The following is a 14,879-nucleotide window of genomic DNA, read 5'->3' as shown; positions in this document are numbered from 1 at the left end:
AGCTGGCGGGCAATATCAAACATGGTGGATTGATAGAGAAAGCCTTTGGCATCACTCTGCGCGAGCTGATGTTCGACTTTGGCGGTGGTTCGGCCAGTGGCCGCCCGATCAAGGCAGTGCAGGTCGGCGGGCCGCTGGGCGCGTACGTGCCCGAATCGCAGTGGGACATTCCGCTGGACTACGAAGCCTATGCAGCCGTGGGCGCCGTGGTGGGCCACGGTGGCATCGTGGTGCATGACGATACGGCCGACATGGCGCGGCTGGCCCGCTACGCCATGGAATTCTGTGCGATTGAGTCCTGCGGCAAGTGCACGCCCTGCCGCATTGGTTCCACCCGCGGGGTCGAGGTGATCGACCGCATCAGCAACGGCGAAAACCGGCCCCAGCAGGTCAAGCTGTTGCGTGACCTGTGCGACACCATGGTCCACGGCTCGCTGTGCGCCATGGGTGGCATGACCCCGTTCCCGGTGCTGTCGGCACTGAACCACTACCCCGAAGATTTCGGCCTGGCTGCGCCTACGCAGTTGGCGGCTTAAGGAGAAGAGCATGCAACACCCCACAGAAATTGATTTCGGCACCCCCCTGCGCACCTCCGCCCAAGAGGTCACGCTGCAGATCGACGGCGAGTCCGTCACCGTGCCTGCGGGCACCTCGGTGATGCGGGCGGCGGTGGACGCGGGCATCAACGTGCCCAAGCTCTGCGCCACCGACAGCCTGGAGCCGTTTGGCTCCTGCCGCCTGTGCCTGGTGGAAGTGGAGGGCCGCAAGGGCTACCCCGCGTCCTGCACCACGCTGGTCGAGCCCGGCATGCAGGTGCGCACCCAAAGCCCCAAGCTGCAAGAGCTGCGCAAGGGCGTGATGGAGCTGTACATCTCCGACCACCCGCTGGACTGCCTGACCTGCGCCGCCAACGGCGACTGCGAGCTGCAAGACATGGCCGGCGTGACCGGCCTGCGCGAAGTGCGCTACGGCATGGATGGCGCCAACCATTTGCACGCCAAAAAGGACGAATCCAACCCGTACTTTACCTACGATCCGTCCAAATGCATCGTCTGCAACCGTTGCGTGCGCGCCTGCGAGGAGACGCAAGGCACGTTTGCGCTGACCATCTCGGGCCGGGGCTTTGAGTCCCGCGTGTCGGCGGGCCAGGACCAGCCGTTCATGGAGTCCGACTGCGTGAGCTGCGGTGCCTGCGTCTCGGCCTGCCCCACCGCCACCCTGCAGGAAAAGACCGTCATCATGATGGGCCAGCCCGAGCACAGCAAGATCACCACTTGCGCCTACTGCGGTGTGGGCTGCGCCTTCAAGGCCGAGATGAAGGGCAACGAAGTGGTGCGCATGGTGCCGTGGAAAGACGGCAAGGCCAACGACGGCCACTCCTGCGTCAAAGGCCGTTTCGCCTGGGGCTACGCCACCCACAAGGACCGCATCACCACCCCGATGATCCGCAAGAGCATCACCGACCCCTGGCAGGTGGTGGGCTGGGACGAAGCCATCGGCTACGCCGCCAGCGAGTTCCGCCGCATCCAGGCCAAGCACGGGCGTGACTCCATCGGCGGCATCACCTCGTCGCGTTGCACCAACGAAGAAACCTACCTGGTGCAAAAGCTGGTGCGCGCCGCCTTTGGCAACAACAACGTGGACACCTGCGCCCGCGTCTGCCATTCGCCCACCGGCTACGGCCTGGGCCAGACCTTTGGCACTTCGGCGGGTACCCAGACCTTCAAGTCGGTGGAGCAGGCCGACGTGATCATGGTCATCGGTGCCAACCCCACCGACGGCCACCCGGTGTTTGCCTCGCGCATGAAAAAACGCCTGCGTGAAGGCGCCAAGTTGATCATCGTGGACCCACGCACCATCGACATGGTGCGTTCGCCCCACGTGCAGGCCGACTATCACCTGAAGCTCAAACCCGGCACCAACGTAGCGGTCATTTCCGCCCTGGCCCACGTGGTGGTGACCGAGGGCCTGCTGGCCAGCGCCTACATCGCCGAGCGTTGCGATGACAAGTCCTTCCAGCAGTGGCGCGACTTTGTTGCCAAACCCGAGAACTCGCCCGAAGCGCTGGAGCAAGTCACTGGCGTGCCCGCGGCTGACATGCGCGCCGCCGCCCGCCTGTACGCCACCGGTGGCAATGCCGCCATCTACTACGGCCTGGGCGTCACTGAGCATTCCCAGGGCTCCACCATGGTGATGGGCATTGCCAACCTGGCCATGGCCACCGGCAACGTGGGCCGCGAAGGCGTGGGCGTGAACCCGCTGCGCGGCCAGAACAACGTGCAGGGCGCGTGCGACATGGGCTCGTTCCCGCACGAGCTGCCGGGCTACCGGCATATTTCTGACAGCACCGTGCGCGGCGAATTCGAAGCCGCCTGGGGCGTGTCGCTGCAGGCCGAACCCGGCTTGCGCATCCCCAACATGTTCGAGGCCGCGCTGGCAGGCAGCTTCATGGGCCTGTACTGCGAAGGCGAGGACATCGTGCAGTCCGACCCCAACACCCAGCACGTGACGGCAGCCCTGGCGGCCATGGAATGCATCGTGGTGCAAGACATCTTCTTGAACGAAACCGCCAAGTACGCCCACGTGTTCTTGCCCGGTGCGTCCTTCCTGGAAAAAGACGGCACCTTCACCAATGCCGAGCGCCGCATCTCCCGCGTGCGCAAGGTCATGCCGCCCAAGGCCGGGCTGGCCGACTGGGAAGTCACCGTCAAGCTGGCCAATGCCCTGGGCTACCCCATGGCGTATAGCCACCCGCGCGAGATCATGGCCGAGATCGCCTCGTTGACGCCCACCTTCCACGGCGTGAGTTACGAGAAGATCGACCAGCACGGCAGCGTGCAGTGGCCTTGCAACGAGAACACGGCCGAGCTGGGCACCGAGACCATGCACCGCGATAAATTTGTGCGCGGCAAGGGCAAGTTCATCATCACCCAGTTTGTGCCCACCGAAGAAAAGGTCACCCGCAAGTTCCCGCTGCTGCTGACCACCGGGCGCATCCTGTCGCAGTACAACGTGGGCGCGCAGACCCGCCGCACCGAAAACAGCCAGTGGCACAGTGAAGACCGGCTGGAAATCCACCCGCACGACGCCGAAGAGCGCGGTATCAAAGCCGACGACTGGGTGGGCATCGAAAGCCGCGCGGGCCATACCGTCTTGCGCGCGCTAGTCACCGAACGCATGCAGCCCGGCGTGGTCTACACCACCTTCCACTTCCCGGAGTCGGGCGCCAACGTCATCACCACCGACAACTCCGACTGGGCCACCAACTGCCCCGAGTACAAGGTGACCGCCGTGCAGGTGATGCCGGTGGTGCAGCCGTCCGAGTGGCAAAAGTCCTATGCGCAGTTCAACCAGAACCAGCTAGACCTGCTGCAGGCCGCCACCACGGCACCCGTGTTGGCGGACGCCATCAAGTAGCCATGCAGCGCACCGAGCCCATCCACCCCATTCCCGGCTGCACACCCGCAGCCGTGGTGGGCGTGCGCGCGGGCAAGGTGTTTGCCGCCACCGACTGGGTGGCCGACGAAGTGCCTGTGGCGCTGGAATACAACGGCATTTCCCATGCGGTGATGATGGCCTCGCCGGCCGACCTGGAAGACTTTGCCCGAGGCTTTTCGCTCACCGAAGGCATCGTGGACACCGTTGGCCAGATACGCGACATCGAGCTGGTGGTGTCTGAGCAAGGCCACACCCTGCAGATCCAGATTGCCGCCGGCTGCTTCGCCCGCCTGAAAGACCGCCGCCGCAACCTCACCGGCCGTACCGGCTGCGGCCTGTGCGGCACCGACAGCCTGGCCCACGCCGTGCGCCGCCCCGCGCCCGTCGCCGCGCCAGCCGCACCCTTTGATATCGCGGCAGTCGCCCGCGCCCTGGCCGCCCTGCGCAGCCAGCAGCACCTGCTGGATGCCACCGGTGCCACCCACGCCGCCGCCTGGTGCCATGCCGACGGAGCTATCGCTCTGGTGCGCGAAGACGTGGGCCGCCACAACGCGCTGGACAAGCTGGTAGGCGCCTTGCACGTGGCCGACGTGGCTGCCGCTAGCGGTTTCATCGTCGTCACCAGCCGCGCCAGCTTCGAGATGGTGCAAAAAGCCGCCTGCGCCGGTGTGGCCCTGCTGGCCGCCATCTCCGGCGTGACGGCCCTGGCCATCGACGTGGCCCAGGGCGCAGGCATCAGCTTGCTGGGCTTTGCGCGCGGCGACAACGCCAGCGTCTACAGCCATCCCGAACACATTGCATTGGACTGCACCCCATGAACGCCGACAACCTCATCCACATGGCCAACCAGATTGGCGAGTTCTTCGAGAGCATGCCCGAGCGCGAAGAAGCGCTGGACGACATCGCCACCCACATCCGCAAGTTCTGGGAACCCCGCATGCGCCGCACCCTGCTGGCCGCGCTGGACACCGACGAAGCCCAAGGCATGCGCGACATCGTGCGGGCCGCGCTGCGCAAGCACCGGGCAGATTTGCAGCCTGCTACGCAATAAATAGCTGCCTGCGCAGGTGCCACCTGCGCTGGAGGCTTATTTAGAACACAATAATCGCCTCGTCCAAGACTTCCACCCAATGTTTCACGGGTAGGAGCGTGCCGCTTTGCAGGTGCTGGATGCAACCGATGTTGGCCGAGACGATCACCTGCGCGCCCAGCGGCTCCAGGTTTTGCAGTTTGCGGTCGCGCAACTGGTACGCCAGCGTGGGCTGCAACACCGAGTAGGTGCCCGCCGAGCCGCAGCACAAATGGCTCTCTGATTCTGCTACCTGTACCTTGAAACCCAGGGCGTTCAAATGCGTCTCTACCCCGCCGCGCAGCTTTTGGCCGTGTTGTAGCGTGCAGGGCGGGTGAAAAGCCAACCGGGTCACTGCGCCCGTGGCACTGGGTTGAACCCGTTCCCGCAGGGCCACCACCAAATCGGGCAGCAGCTCGCTCAGGTCGCGGGTCAGCTTGCTGATGGCGGCGGCCTTGTCGGCATAGGCCGGGTCGGCGGCCAGGGCATGGCCGTAGTCTTTCACCATCACGCCGCAGCCCGAGGCGTTCATCACAATCGCCTCTACCGCATGCGATTCGACCAGCGGCCACCACGCGTCGATGTTGCGGCGCATGTCGTCTAGGCCGCCCGCGTGGTCGCCCAAATGGCTGCGCAGTGCGCCGCAGCAACCGGCCTTCTCGGCCACCAGGGTCTGGATGCCTGCCGCGTCCAGCACGCGGGCGGTGGCGCTGTTGATGTTGGGCATCATGGCCGGCTGCACGCAGCCGGTCAGCAGCAGCATCTTGCGTGCATGCGTGCGGCTGGGCCAGGGTTTGGCGGGGGTGGCTGCCGGTACTTTGCTCTTCAAGACCTTGGGCAGCAGCGGGCGCAGAGCCTGGCCCGCCTTGATGGCCGGGGCAAACAGTGGTGAGGTCAGGCCCTCCTTGAGCAGCCAGCGGGTGGCCTTTTCCACCGTGGGGCGTTCGACCCGGGCATCGACGATGCGCCGCCCGATGTCCACCAGCTGGCCGTATTCCACGCCGCTGGGGCAGGTGGATTCGCAGTTGCGGCAGGTGAGGCAGCGGTCCAGATGTTGCTGGGTGCTGCGGGTGACTTCTGCGCCCTCCAGCACCTGCTTCATCAGGTAGATGCGGCCGCGCGGGCCGTCCAGCTCATCGCCCAGCAACTGGTAGGTGGGGCAGGTGGCGGTGCAGAAGCCGCAGTGCACGCATTTGCGCAGAATCGCCTCGGCGGCTTGGCCGTCGGCGGTGTTTTTGAATTCAGGGGCCAGATTGGTTTGCATGGTTCAAAGCCCAGGGTACAGGCGACCCGGGTTAAAAATCCCCCGGGGGTCGAAGGCGGCTTTCAGGCCTTTGTGGATGCGCAGCAGCGGGGCCGACAGCGGTGTGAAAACCTCTGTGCGTGGTGCAGCGCCACGGAACAAGGTGGCATGGCCACCGGCCTGGACCGCGGCCGCGCGGACCTGTTTTACGGTGGCCTGGCCGCGCAGCCAGCGCTGGGCCCCACCCCATTCGATGAACTGCGTGCCTTGTAGGCCCAGTGCGGGGGTGGTGGCGGGCACCGAGATGCGCCACAGGTGTTCGCCTTTGGCCAGGTGGTTGTTGTCTAGGTGGAAAAACTTATGCTGGTGGTCTCGCACGTTGTCCCACCAACTGGCGGCGATTTCGGGGTCAATGGCCGTGCCGCCCAATTGGGCACAGGCCGCTTTGACGGCCGCTTGCGCACCCGCCAAACGCAGGTGCAACTGGCCGTGGTGCCAGGCGCTGGCGCGGATGGGCAGCGGCTGGCCGGCCCAGGTGTTGAGCTGTGCGAGCGCGCTGGCCTCGTCCATGGTGAACATCCGCGTGGCGGTGGCTGTGGCGATGGGCAGCACCTTGAGGGATACCTCGCAAATCACGCCCAGCACGCCCAGTGACCCGGCCATCACCCGCGACACGTCGTACCCGGCTACGTTCTTGATCACCTGTCCGCCAAAGGTCAGTACCTCGCCCTGTGCGTTCAGTACGGTGGTGCCCAGCACATAGTCGCGCACGCAGCCCACGCTGGCGCGCGACGGGCCGGACAGGCCTGCGGCGACCATGCCGCCGACCGTGCCACCTTCGGCAAAACGCGGTGGCTCGAAGGGCAGGCACTGGCCTTGTTCGGCCAGCCGGGCTTCCAGTTCGAACAGGCTGGTGCCCGCCCGCACGGTCACCACCAACTCACTGGGCTCGTAGCTGCTGATGCCGCTCAGAGGGCGCATGTCCAGCACCTCGCCATGGGACATCTCGCCGTAAAAATGCTTGGTGTTGCCGCCCTGGATGTTGAGCGCTTTGTGGGTGCTGCGGACCTGGTCGATCAGGCGCTTTAATTCGGGATCTTGGGTGTTCATCAGAATCGGGGCAAGTGGGGGAAGGGCAGCATGCCGCGCAGCACGGTGAGCTTGCCGTATTCGGCGCAGCGCTGCAGGCTGGGGATGACCTTGCCGGGGTTCAGCAGCTCGACGGGATCGAAGGCGCGCTTGACGGCAAACATCTGCGCACGCTCGGCGGCGCTGAATTGCACGCACATGGAGTTGAGCTTTTCCACGCCCACGCCGTGCTCGCCGGTGACGGTGCCGCCCAGGCGCACGCTGGTTTCCAGAATGTCCGCGCCAAACAGCTCGCAGCGGTGCATCTGGTCGGGGTCGTTGGCGTCGAACAGGATCAGCGGGTGCAGGTTGCCGTCGCCCGCGTGGAACACGTTGGCGCAGGCCAGGCCGTACTGGGCTTCCATGGCTTCAATGGCGCGCAAAATTTCGGCCAACTTTTTGCGTGGAATGGTGGAGTCCATGCACATGTAGTCGGGGCTGATGCGGCCGGATGCCGGAAAGGCGTTTTTGCGGCCACTCCAGAACTTCAGGCGCTGTACCTCGTCATGGCTAATGGCGATGTGCGCCGCGCCGTTGGCCTTCAGCACGCTGCGCATGTGGGCAATTTCCTCTTCCACCTCTTCGGCGGTGCCATCGCTTTCGCACAGCAGGATGGCGGCGGCGCCCAGGTCGTAACCGGCGTGCACAAAGTCTTCTACGGCGGCGGTCATGCGCTTGTCCATCAGCTCCAACCCGGCGGGGATGATGCCTGCGGCGATGACGCTGGCCACGGCATCGCCCGCGGCCTCTACATCGTTGAAGCTGGCCATGATGCAGCGGGCGATCTGCGGCTTGGGGATGAGCTTGACGGTAACCTCCAGGGTGATGGCCAGCATGCCCTCGCTGCCAATGATCAGCGGCAGCAAGTCCAGGCCGGGGCAGTCCAAGGCCTCCGAGCCAAATTCCACCGCTTCGCCTTCTACGGTGAAGCCGCGCACCCGCAGCACGTTGTGCAGGGTCAGGCCGTACTTCAGGCAGTGCACGCCGCCGGAGTTTTCGGCCACATTGCCGCCGATGGTGCAGGCAATTTGGCTGCTGGGGTCGGGGGCGTAGTACAGGCCGTGGGGCGCGGCGGCTTCGCTGATGGCCAGGTTGCGCACGCCACACTGCACGGTGGCGGTGCAGGCCAGCGGGTCTATGTTCAGGATGCGGTTGAACTTGGCCAGCGACAGCGTGACACCCAGGGTGTGCGGCATGGCCCCGCCGGACAGACCGGTGCCCGCGCCTCGGGCCACGACGGGCACGCCGAGCCGGTGGCAAATCTGCAGCACCGCCGCCACCTGGCCTTGCGTTTCGGGCAGCACCACCACCAGCGGCTGGGCGCGGTAGGCGGTCAGGCCATCGCACTCGTAGGGCGTGGTGTCTTCGGGGCGCGACAGGATGGCGTGGCGGGGCAGGGCGGCGGCCAGGGCGCTGGCGACTTCGGCACGGCGGGCCAGTAACTGGGTGCGGTCTTCGGTGGAAATGGTATGCATGGTGGGTGGGAGACTATAAGCAGCCAGAGCCGTCGGTGGGACTGAAATTTCTGGTGGCCGCTGTTGCAGAGATCTGTGTGCGTGCATGGCCTGTTTCATGCTACGTTGTGGCGTCCCTTTCATTGAAGCCATTCACCGAGAGCCCGCCTATGTCTTCCGCACTGCCAGACCCCATCGAAGAACGCCTGCCCGCCACGCAGCTCACCGCCTTGGGGCTACAGCATGTGCTGGTGATGTACGCCGGTGCCGTGGCCGTGCCGCTGATTGTGGGCCGCTCGCTCAAGCTCAGCCCGGAGCAGGTGGGCATGCTGATTTCGGCCGACTTGTTTTGCTGCGGCCTGGTCACGCTGATCCAGGCGCTGGGGGCCACGCAGTGGTTTGGCATCAAGCTGCCGGTGATGATGGGCGTGACTTTTGCATCGGTGGCACCGATGGTGGCCATGGTCAGCAGCCACCCCGGTGCCGAGGGCGCGGGCCTGGTGTTTGGCTCCATCATCGGGGCGGGCGTGGTGTCGATGGTGATAGCGCCGCTGGTTTGGCCCCATCACGCCAAGCGTACTCAACACAAAGTACGCCGAACTGACCGGTGTGGGCATTGCCGCCCTGGTGCTGGTGACGATTTTGCTGATCGCCAAACACGCCAAGGGCTTTATCGCCAACATCTCGGTGCTGCTGGGCATTGTGGTGGGCGGTGTGGTGTCTACCGCGCTGGGGCTAATGAGCTTTGACAAAGTGGGCAAGGCCGCGTGGTTCGACCTGGTGCTGCCGTTCGAGATTGCGCTGCCGATCTTTGACCCCATGCTGATCTTGACCATGTCGCTGGTGATGGTGGTGGTGATGATCGAGTCCACCGGCATGTTTTTGGCGCTGGGCGAGATGACCGGGCGCAAGGTCGACCAGGCGGCGCTGACCCGTGGCCTGCGCACCGACGGCCTGGGCACGCTGATCGGCGGCATCTTCAACACCTTCCCTTACACCAGTTTTTCGCAGAATGTGGGCCTGGTGGCGGTGATCGGGGTGAAGAGCCGCTTTGTCTGTGTGGCGGGCGGTTTGGTGTTGATCGTGCTGGGCCTGCTGCCCAAGATGGCGGCGCTGGCCGAGTCCTTGCCCACCGTGGTGCTGGGCGGTGCCGGGCTGGTGATGTTTGGCATGGTGGCCGCCACCAAAATGGCCGATGCCCATTAATTATTTATTGAGTTTTACTCCTAAAAAAATAGCTGCCAGCGCAGGTTTTAATTGCGCTGGCAGCTATTTTTATGCCTAAGTTTTTGGGTTAAAAGTGTAGCAATCAGCTACCGGGTGAGGTGCCTGCATGCGGGTTGGCGTGTACCGGGGTCGCGCGGGTGGCACCGGGGTGGCCCCACCAGTCTTTCGCGTCGGTGAAGGTGACCCGGCAGCCGGTGCAGCGGTACACGCCGGTCGGCATGAGTGCGCCGCTGGCATCGCGGCCAATCACGGGTTGGTAGCTGGTGGCACCGCATTGGCTGCATTTGTAAATCGTTTTGTAATGCGTCATGGTGCGGATAATGTAAATGCATACAAGCTGACTTCGATTTTTGGGGTTTCAAAACCCGAGGTCACGCAGGGAGTACCGGCACAAACGGCGCAAATTTGCTGCGCTTCAGGCTGAAAAACGCCTTCACATTGCGCACATTGGCATCGCTGGTGAACAGCCGCTGCGCCAGTGCCAAGTAGCCCGGCATGTCTTGCGCAAACACCACCAGGCAGAAATCAGGCCCCGGCGACACGCGGTAACACTGCTGCACGGCTGCATCGGCAGCCACCCGCAGCTCGAACGCGGCCAGGCGCTCCTCATCCTGCCGATCCAGCGTGATCTCGACGATGGCCGTGAGACCATGGCCTTGCTGCACCGCCAGCTTGTCGGCGCTCAAAATCGCCACTTGTCGCTCAATCAGCCCCGCCTCCACCAGCCGCTTGACCCGCCGCAGGCAGGTGGGGGCCGACACATGCACCAGCTCGGCCAGGGCCAGGTTGCTCAGCGACGCATCCACTTGCAACTGGTGCAGCAGGCGCAGGTCGGTACTATCTAGGTCTATTTGTTCCATAAATTAAATATAAATGGAATTTAATTTCTTGTATAAATGTTTAAGAAATTAAACTGCAAAAAATGTGAAATATTGAAACCTTTGTGTTGAAGGTGCAGCTTAAGATCCGCACACTCAACAAACCGGAGTTCTCTATGTGTGGCATCGTTGGCGCAGTCTCTACCCGCAATATCGTCCCTATCCTTGTCCAGGGCCTGCAACGCCTGGAGTACCGGGGTTATGACTCCTGCGGTGTGGCCATCCAGGACAACGGCCAGACCACCCAGAACACCGGTGCCCTGCGCCGTGCCCGCAGCACCTCTCGCGTAGCCGAGCTGATGGCCCAGGTAGCGGATGACCATATCGAGGGCGGCACCGGCATCGCCCACACCCGCTGGGCCACCCACGGCGCGCCCGCCGTACACAACGCCCACCCCCATTTCAGCCACGGCCCTGGCAAAGATTCCGCCGACCGCCCTGGCCGCATCGCCCTGGTGCACAACGGCATCATCGAAAACCACGACGAACTCCGCGCCGCCCTGCAAGCCAAGGGCTACGTGTTCACCAGCCAGACCGACACCGAAGTCATCGCCCACCTGGTCGATAGCCTGTACAACGGCGACCTGTTTGAAGCGGTGAAGGCCACCGTGCTACAACTGCGTGGCGGCTACGCGATTGCCGTGTTCAGCAAAGACGAGCCGCACCGCATCATCGGCGCACGCGCCGGTTCGCCGTTGATCCTGGGCGTGGGCCAGGGCGAAATTTTCTTGGCCAGCGACGCGATGGCGCTGGCGGGCGTGACTGACCAGATCGTCTACCTGGAAGAGGGCGACGTGGTGGACGTGCAATTGGGCAAGTACTGGATCGTGGACAAGGCCCACAAGCCGGTCATCCGCAGCGTCAAAACCGTGCACGCCCACAGCGGCGCGGCCGAGCTGGGCCCGTACCGCCACTACATGCAAAAAGAAATCTTCGAACAGCCCCGCGCCATCGGCGACACGCTGGAAGGCGTGACCGGTATCGTGCCCGGCCTGTTCGACGGCCCCAACGGTGGGGATGCCGCCAAGGTGTTTGCTGGTATCGACTCGGTCCTCATCCTGGCCTGTGGCACCAGCTACTACAGCGGCTGCACCGCCAAATACTGGCTGGAATCCATCGCGAAAGTCCCGACCCAGGTAGAGATTGCCAGCGAATACCGTTACCGCGATTCGGTGCCCAATCCCAAGACCTTGGTGGTCACCATCACCCAGTCTGGCGAAACCGCCGACACCCTGGCCGCCTTACGCCACGCCCAAGGCCTGGGCATGCAGCACACGCTGACGGTGTGCAACGTGTCCACCTCGGCCATGGTGCGCGAATGCGAGCTGGCCTACATCACCCGCGCCGGGGTCGAGATCGGCGTGGCCTCCACCAAGGCCTTTACCACCCAGTTGGCGGGCCTGTTCCTGCTGACATTGGCCCTGGCCAAAACCAAGGGCCGCCTGAGCGCTGAAGAAGAGGCGGGCCATCTCAAAGCCATGCGCCACCTGCCCGCCGCCCTGCAAGCCGTGCTGGCGCTGGAACCCCAGCTTATCGCCTGGGCCGAAGATTTCGCACCCAAAGAAAACGCCTTGTTCCTGGGCCGTGGCCTGCATTACCCCATCGCCCTGGAAGGCGCGCTCAAGCTCAAAGAGATCACCTACATCCACGCCGAAGCCTACGCCGCAGGCGAGCTGAAACACGGCCCGCTGGCGCTGGTGACCAGCGAAATGCCGGTGGTGGCCGTGGCCCCCAACGACACGCTGATCGAGAAATTAAAGAGCAACCTGCAAGAAGTCCGCGCCCGGGGCGGCGTGCTCTACGTGCTGGCCGATGCCGACTCCCACATCGCCAGCGGCGAAGGCCTGCACGTGATCCGTATGCCCGAACACTACGGCGCGCTGTCGCCCCTGTTGCACGTGGTGCCCCTGCAATTGCTGGCGTACCACACGGCGTGCGCGCGAGGGACGGATGTAGACAAGCCCAGAAACCTAGCCAAGAGTGTCACGGTGGAGTGACATTTAGGGTGGCGTTGACTGGTGTTCTTTGCCATTAATGTCTGAGACAGCGCATTAAAGTCTGAGACACCGCATTAATGTCTGAGACAACCTTTGCTCGTGCAAAAAAATGCGTTGGCATAGGCCTTCGGCTGCTCTCGGCCGTGCCGTCCAGGGACTAGGGAAAATAAAGTCAGTCAGATCTGAATAAAGTTGGTCAGGCGTCGCAGGGCGCTCGACTTTTAGGTTTTCTATCGTATTGGGCAACTTGTTACTGGCCGCCCCCTAGAATGGCCCGCAGGGAGATAGAGCATGACGCCAGAGGCCAAGGCCAGGTTGACCATCGACAAGCTGTTGGTTTCAGCGGGTTGGCACGTTTGCAACGTGGCAGATGCCAACATCCATGCGGCCATGGGCGTGGCCATCCGCGAATTCCCTCTCAACAGCGGCTTTGGCTTTGCCGACTATCTGCTGTACGTGAATGGCAAAGCCTGCGGCGTGATCGAGGCCAAGAAAGAGGGCGCAACCCTCACCGGCGTAGAAGTGCAATCTGGCCGCTACGCCCAGGGCCTACCCACCAGCCTGCCCGCGTGGCGCAGGCCGCTACCCTTCTTGTGGGAGTCCACTGGTGTAGAAACCCACTTCACCAACTGCCTGGACCCCGAGCCGCGTGCCCGCAGTGTGTTCGCCTTCTTCCGCCCTGAGATGCTGGTGCAGTCGCTGGCCTATTTGCAGGCCCCGGCAGGTTCCAACACGGCGCAGGAAACACCGGGCACTTTCCTCGCCCGCATGCAGCACATGCCCCAGCTCGTCACCGAATGGGGTAGCGGCGGCGCACACTACCAGCTGTGGCCTGCGCAAATCAGCGCCATTTCCAACCTGGAGAAAAGCCTGGCCGCCAACAAGCCCAAAGCCCTCATCCAGATGGCCACCGGCAGTGGCAAGACCTTTACAAGCATTGGCTTCATCTACCGCCTCATCAAATTCGGCGGTGTGCGGCGTGTGCTGTTCCTCGTAGACCGTGGCAACCTGGCGCGCCAGACCAAAAAAGAGTTTGACGCCTACTCCTCGCCCTACAACGCCTACAAGTTTGGCGAGGAATACATCGTCCAGCACCTGCAGAACAACCAGCTCGACACATCCGCCCGCGTGGTCATCTGCACCATCCAGCGCATGTTCAGCATGCTCAAGGGGCGCGAGCTACCGGATGAGGCGGATGAAGAAAGCACCGAGCGCGTAGAAGGCCTCTTCAAAGACCCCGAGCCCATTGGCTACAACCCCGCCATCCCCATCGAGAGCTTTGACATTGTGGTCACCGACGAGGCCCACCGCAGCATCTACAACCTGTGGCGCCAGGTGCTGGAGTACTTTGACGCGTACCTCATCGGCCTGACCGCCACGCCCAACAAGCAGACCTTTGGCTTCTTCAACCAGAATTTGGTGATGGAATATGGCCACGCCCAGGCCGTGGCCGATGGCGTCAACGTCAACTACGACGTGTACCGCATCAAAACCGAGGTCACCGAGGTCGGCGCCAAGGTCGACAAAGGCTACTGGCTGGAAACGCAAGACAAAGCCACCCGCCGCAAAACCGCCTGGCAGCTGGACGAAGACTTTGAATACGACCCCGCCGAGCTGGACCGTGCCGTGCAAACGCCCGACCAAATCCGCACCGTGGTGCGCACCCTGCGTGACAACTGGAAGGCAGACCTCTTCCCCCAGCGCCAAGAGCTGCCCAAGACATTGGTCTTTGCCAAAGACGACAACCACGCTGAAAAGATTGTGGAAATCTTGCGCGAAGAATTTGGCAGGGGCAACGAGTTCGCACAAAAGATCACCTACCGCACTACGGGCACATCGCCAGAGCAACTCATCAAAGACTTCCGCACCGCCTACTACCCGCGCGTGGCCGTCACCGTGGACATGATCGCCACCGGCACCGACATAAAGCCGGTGGAAATCGTCGTCTTCATGCGCAGCGTCAAAAGCCGCAGCTTTTTTGAGCAGATGAAAGGCCGGGGCGTGCGCATCTGCAACCCCACCGACCTGGCTGCCGTCAACCCCGGGGAGGGCGTCAAAAAAGACCACTTCGTCATCGTCGACGCCGTGGGCGTGTGCGAGCGCGACAAAACCGACAGCCGCCCCATGGACCAGAAAAAGAGCGTGGGGCTGGACAAACTGCTCCAAGCCGTGAGCCTGGGCAATGTGGAAGATGAAGTGCTGAGCAGCATCGCCGCCCGCCTGGCACGGCTGGACCGGGATGCGTCAGACGCCGACCAAGCCAAGGTGCAAGAGCTGAGCGGCGGCAAAACCCTGCGCGACCTGGCGCGCGGCATTGTGGCGGCGCTCAATATTGACGCCACCCAAGACATGTCGCCCGCCGAGGCAGACGCAAGGCTTAGAGACGCAACCAAGCCCTTCGCCTCGCCACCCTTGCGCGAGCAGCTTTTAAAAATGAAGCAAAAG

11 protein-coding genes and 1 pseudogene are annotated in these 14,879 nt (G+C 63.5%); 7 read left to right on the top strand and 5 right to left on the bottom strand.

What is annotated here, in order from left to right:
- The 4 genes from ABI213_RS03770 to ABI213_RS03755 form a co-directional block, all read left to right on the top strand.
- On the top strand, positions 1 to 536 hold a 536-nt coding region (locus ABI213_RS03770; protein ID WP_348026147.1), incomplete at its 5' end, for an NADH-ubiquinone oxidoreductase-F iron-sulfur binding region domain-containing protein.
- Positions 537 to 546: 10 nt separating this feature from the next.
- A complete protein-coding gene (gene fdhF, locus ABI213_RS03765) occupies positions 547 to 3,417 on the top strand; it encodes a formate dehydrogenase subunit alpha (RefSeq protein WP_348026145.1) in 2,871 nt (956 codons plus the stop codon).
- 2 nt (positions 3,418 to 3,419) lie between these two features.
- Positions 3,420 to 4,256 (top strand): formate dehydrogenase accessory sulfurtransferase FdhD, encoded by an 837-nt coding sequence (fdhD, locus tag ABI213_RS03760; protein ID WP_348005081.1) that lies wholly within the window; start codon positions 3,420 to 3,422, stop codon positions 4,254 to 4,256.
- Positions 4,253 to 4,489, top strand: coding sequence for a formate dehydrogenase subunit delta (locus ABI213_RS03755; protein WP_348005082.1), 237 nt, complete (start codon positions 4,253 to 4,255; stop codon positions 4,487 to 4,489). The genes fdhD and ABI213_RS03755 overlap by 4 nt, the downstream gene beginning before the upstream one ends.
- A 40-nt stretch (positions 4,490 to 4,529) precedes the next feature.
- Here the strand turns inward: ABI213_RS03755 and glcF are convergent, their stop codons facing one another.
- Genes glcF through ABI213_RS03740 form a run of 3 tightly spaced genes read right to left on the bottom strand, consistent with a single transcriptional unit; the run spans position 4,530 to position 8,353 of the window.
- Positions 4,530 to 5,771 (bottom strand): glycolate oxidase subunit GlcF, encoded by a 1,242-nt coding sequence (gene glcF, locus ABI213_RS03750; protein ID WP_348005083.1) that lies wholly within the window; start codon positions 5,769 to 5,771, stop codon positions 4,530 to 4,532.
- Between the two features lie 3 nt (positions 5,772 to 5,774).
- A complete protein-coding gene (gene glcE, locus ABI213_RS03745; RefSeq protein WP_348005084.1) occupies positions 5,775 to 6,860 on the bottom strand; it encodes a glycolate oxidase subunit GlcE in 1,086 nt (361 codons plus the stop codon).
- Positions 6,860 to 8,353 carry an FAD-linked oxidase C-terminal domain-containing protein gene (locus ABI213_RS03740; RefSeq protein WP_348005085.1) on the bottom strand — a complete coding sequence of 498 codons (1,494 nt, stop codon included), beginning with the start codon at positions 8,351 to 8,353 and terminating at the stop codon, positions 6,860 to 6,862. The genes glcE and ABI213_RS03740 overlap by 1 nt, the downstream gene beginning before the upstream one ends.
- Before the next feature lie 149 nt (positions 8,354 to 8,502).
- On the opposite strand from ABI213_RS03740, the pseudogene ABI213_RS03735 reads away from it, so the two are divergent.
- Positions 8,503 to 9,517 (top strand): annotated as a pseudogene (locus ABI213_RS03735) (solute carrier family 23 protein); the annotation flags it as partial.
- A gap of 124 nt (positions 9,518 to 9,641) precedes the next feature.
- Here ABI213_RS03735 and ABI213_RS03730 read toward each other — a convergent pair.
- Together ABI213_RS03730 and ABI213_RS03725 are read right to left on the bottom strand one after the other, a co-directional pair.
- A complete protein-coding gene (locus ABI213_RS03730) occupies positions 9,642 to 9,869 on the bottom strand; it encodes a hypothetical protein (protein ID WP_348005086.1) in 228 nt (75 codons plus the stop codon).
- A 61-nt stretch (positions 9,870 to 9,930) separates the two neighbouring features.
- Positions 9,931 to 10,419 carry an Lrp/AsnC family transcriptional regulator gene (locus ABI213_RS03725; RefSeq protein WP_348005087.1) on the bottom strand — a complete coding sequence of 163 codons (489 nt, stop codon included), beginning with the start codon at positions 10,417 to 10,419 and terminating at the stop codon, positions 9,931 to 9,933.
- A gap of 134 nt (positions 10,420 to 10,553) precedes the next feature.
- On the opposite strand from ABI213_RS03725, the gene glmS reads away from it, so the two are divergent.
- Both glmS and ABI213_RS03715 read left to right on the top strand, forming a co-directional pair.
- Positions 10,554 to 12,434, top strand: coding sequence for a glutamine--fructose-6-phosphate transaminase (isomerizing) (gene glmS, locus ABI213_RS03720; RefSeq protein WP_348026143.1), 1,881 nt, complete (start codon positions 10,554 to 10,556; stop codon positions 12,432 to 12,434).
- 291 nt (positions 12,435 to 12,725) lie between these two features.
- The coding region (locus ABI213_RS03715; RefSeq protein ID WP_348026141.1) for a DEAD/DEAH box helicase family protein at positions 12,726 to 14,879 on the top strand (2,154 nt) is incomplete at its 3' end.

It is taken from the genome of Rhodoferax sp. (assembly GCF_039922535.1).
GTDB lineage: Bacteria > Pseudomonadota > Gammaproteobacteria > Burkholderiales > Burkholderiaceae_C > Rhodoferax_B.
Note: the sequence above shows the minus strand (reverse complement) of the source record. Positions and strands in the feature narration are given on the sequence as shown.

Coding starts and splice junctions, on each gene's coding strand:
- fdhF (WP_348026145.1), top strand. CDS start 547: ATGCAACACCCCACAGAAATTGATTTCGGCACCCCCCTGCGCACCTCC.
- fdhD (WP_348005081.1), top strand. CDS start 3,420: ATGCAGCGCACCGAGCCCATCCACCCCATTCCCGGCTGCACACCCGCA.
- ABI213_RS03755 (WP_348005082.1), top strand. CDS start 4,253: ATGAACGCCGACAACCTCATCCACATGGCCAACCAGATTGGCGAGTTC.
- glcE (WP_348005084.1), bottom strand. CDS start 6,860: ATGAACACCCAAGATCCCGAATTAAAGCGCCTGATCGACCAGGTCCGC.
- ABI213_RS03740 (WP_348005085.1), bottom strand. CDS start 8,353: ATGCATACCATTTCCACCGAAGACCGCACCCAGTTACTGGCCCGCCGT.
- ABI213_RS03730 (WP_348005086.1), bottom strand. CDS start 9,869: ATGACGCATTACAAAACGATTTACAAATGCAGCCAATGCGGTGCCACC.
- glcF (WP_348005083.1), bottom strand. CDS start 5,771: ATGCAAACCAATCTGGCCCCTGAATTCAAAAACACCGCCGACGGCCAA.
- ABI213_RS03725 (WP_348005087.1), bottom strand. CDS start 10,419: ATGGAACAAATAGACCTAGATAGTACCGACCTGCGCCTGCTGCACCAG.
- glmS (WP_348026143.1), top strand. CDS start 10,554: ATGTGTGGCATCGTTGGCGCAGTCTCTACCCGCAATATCGTCCCTATC.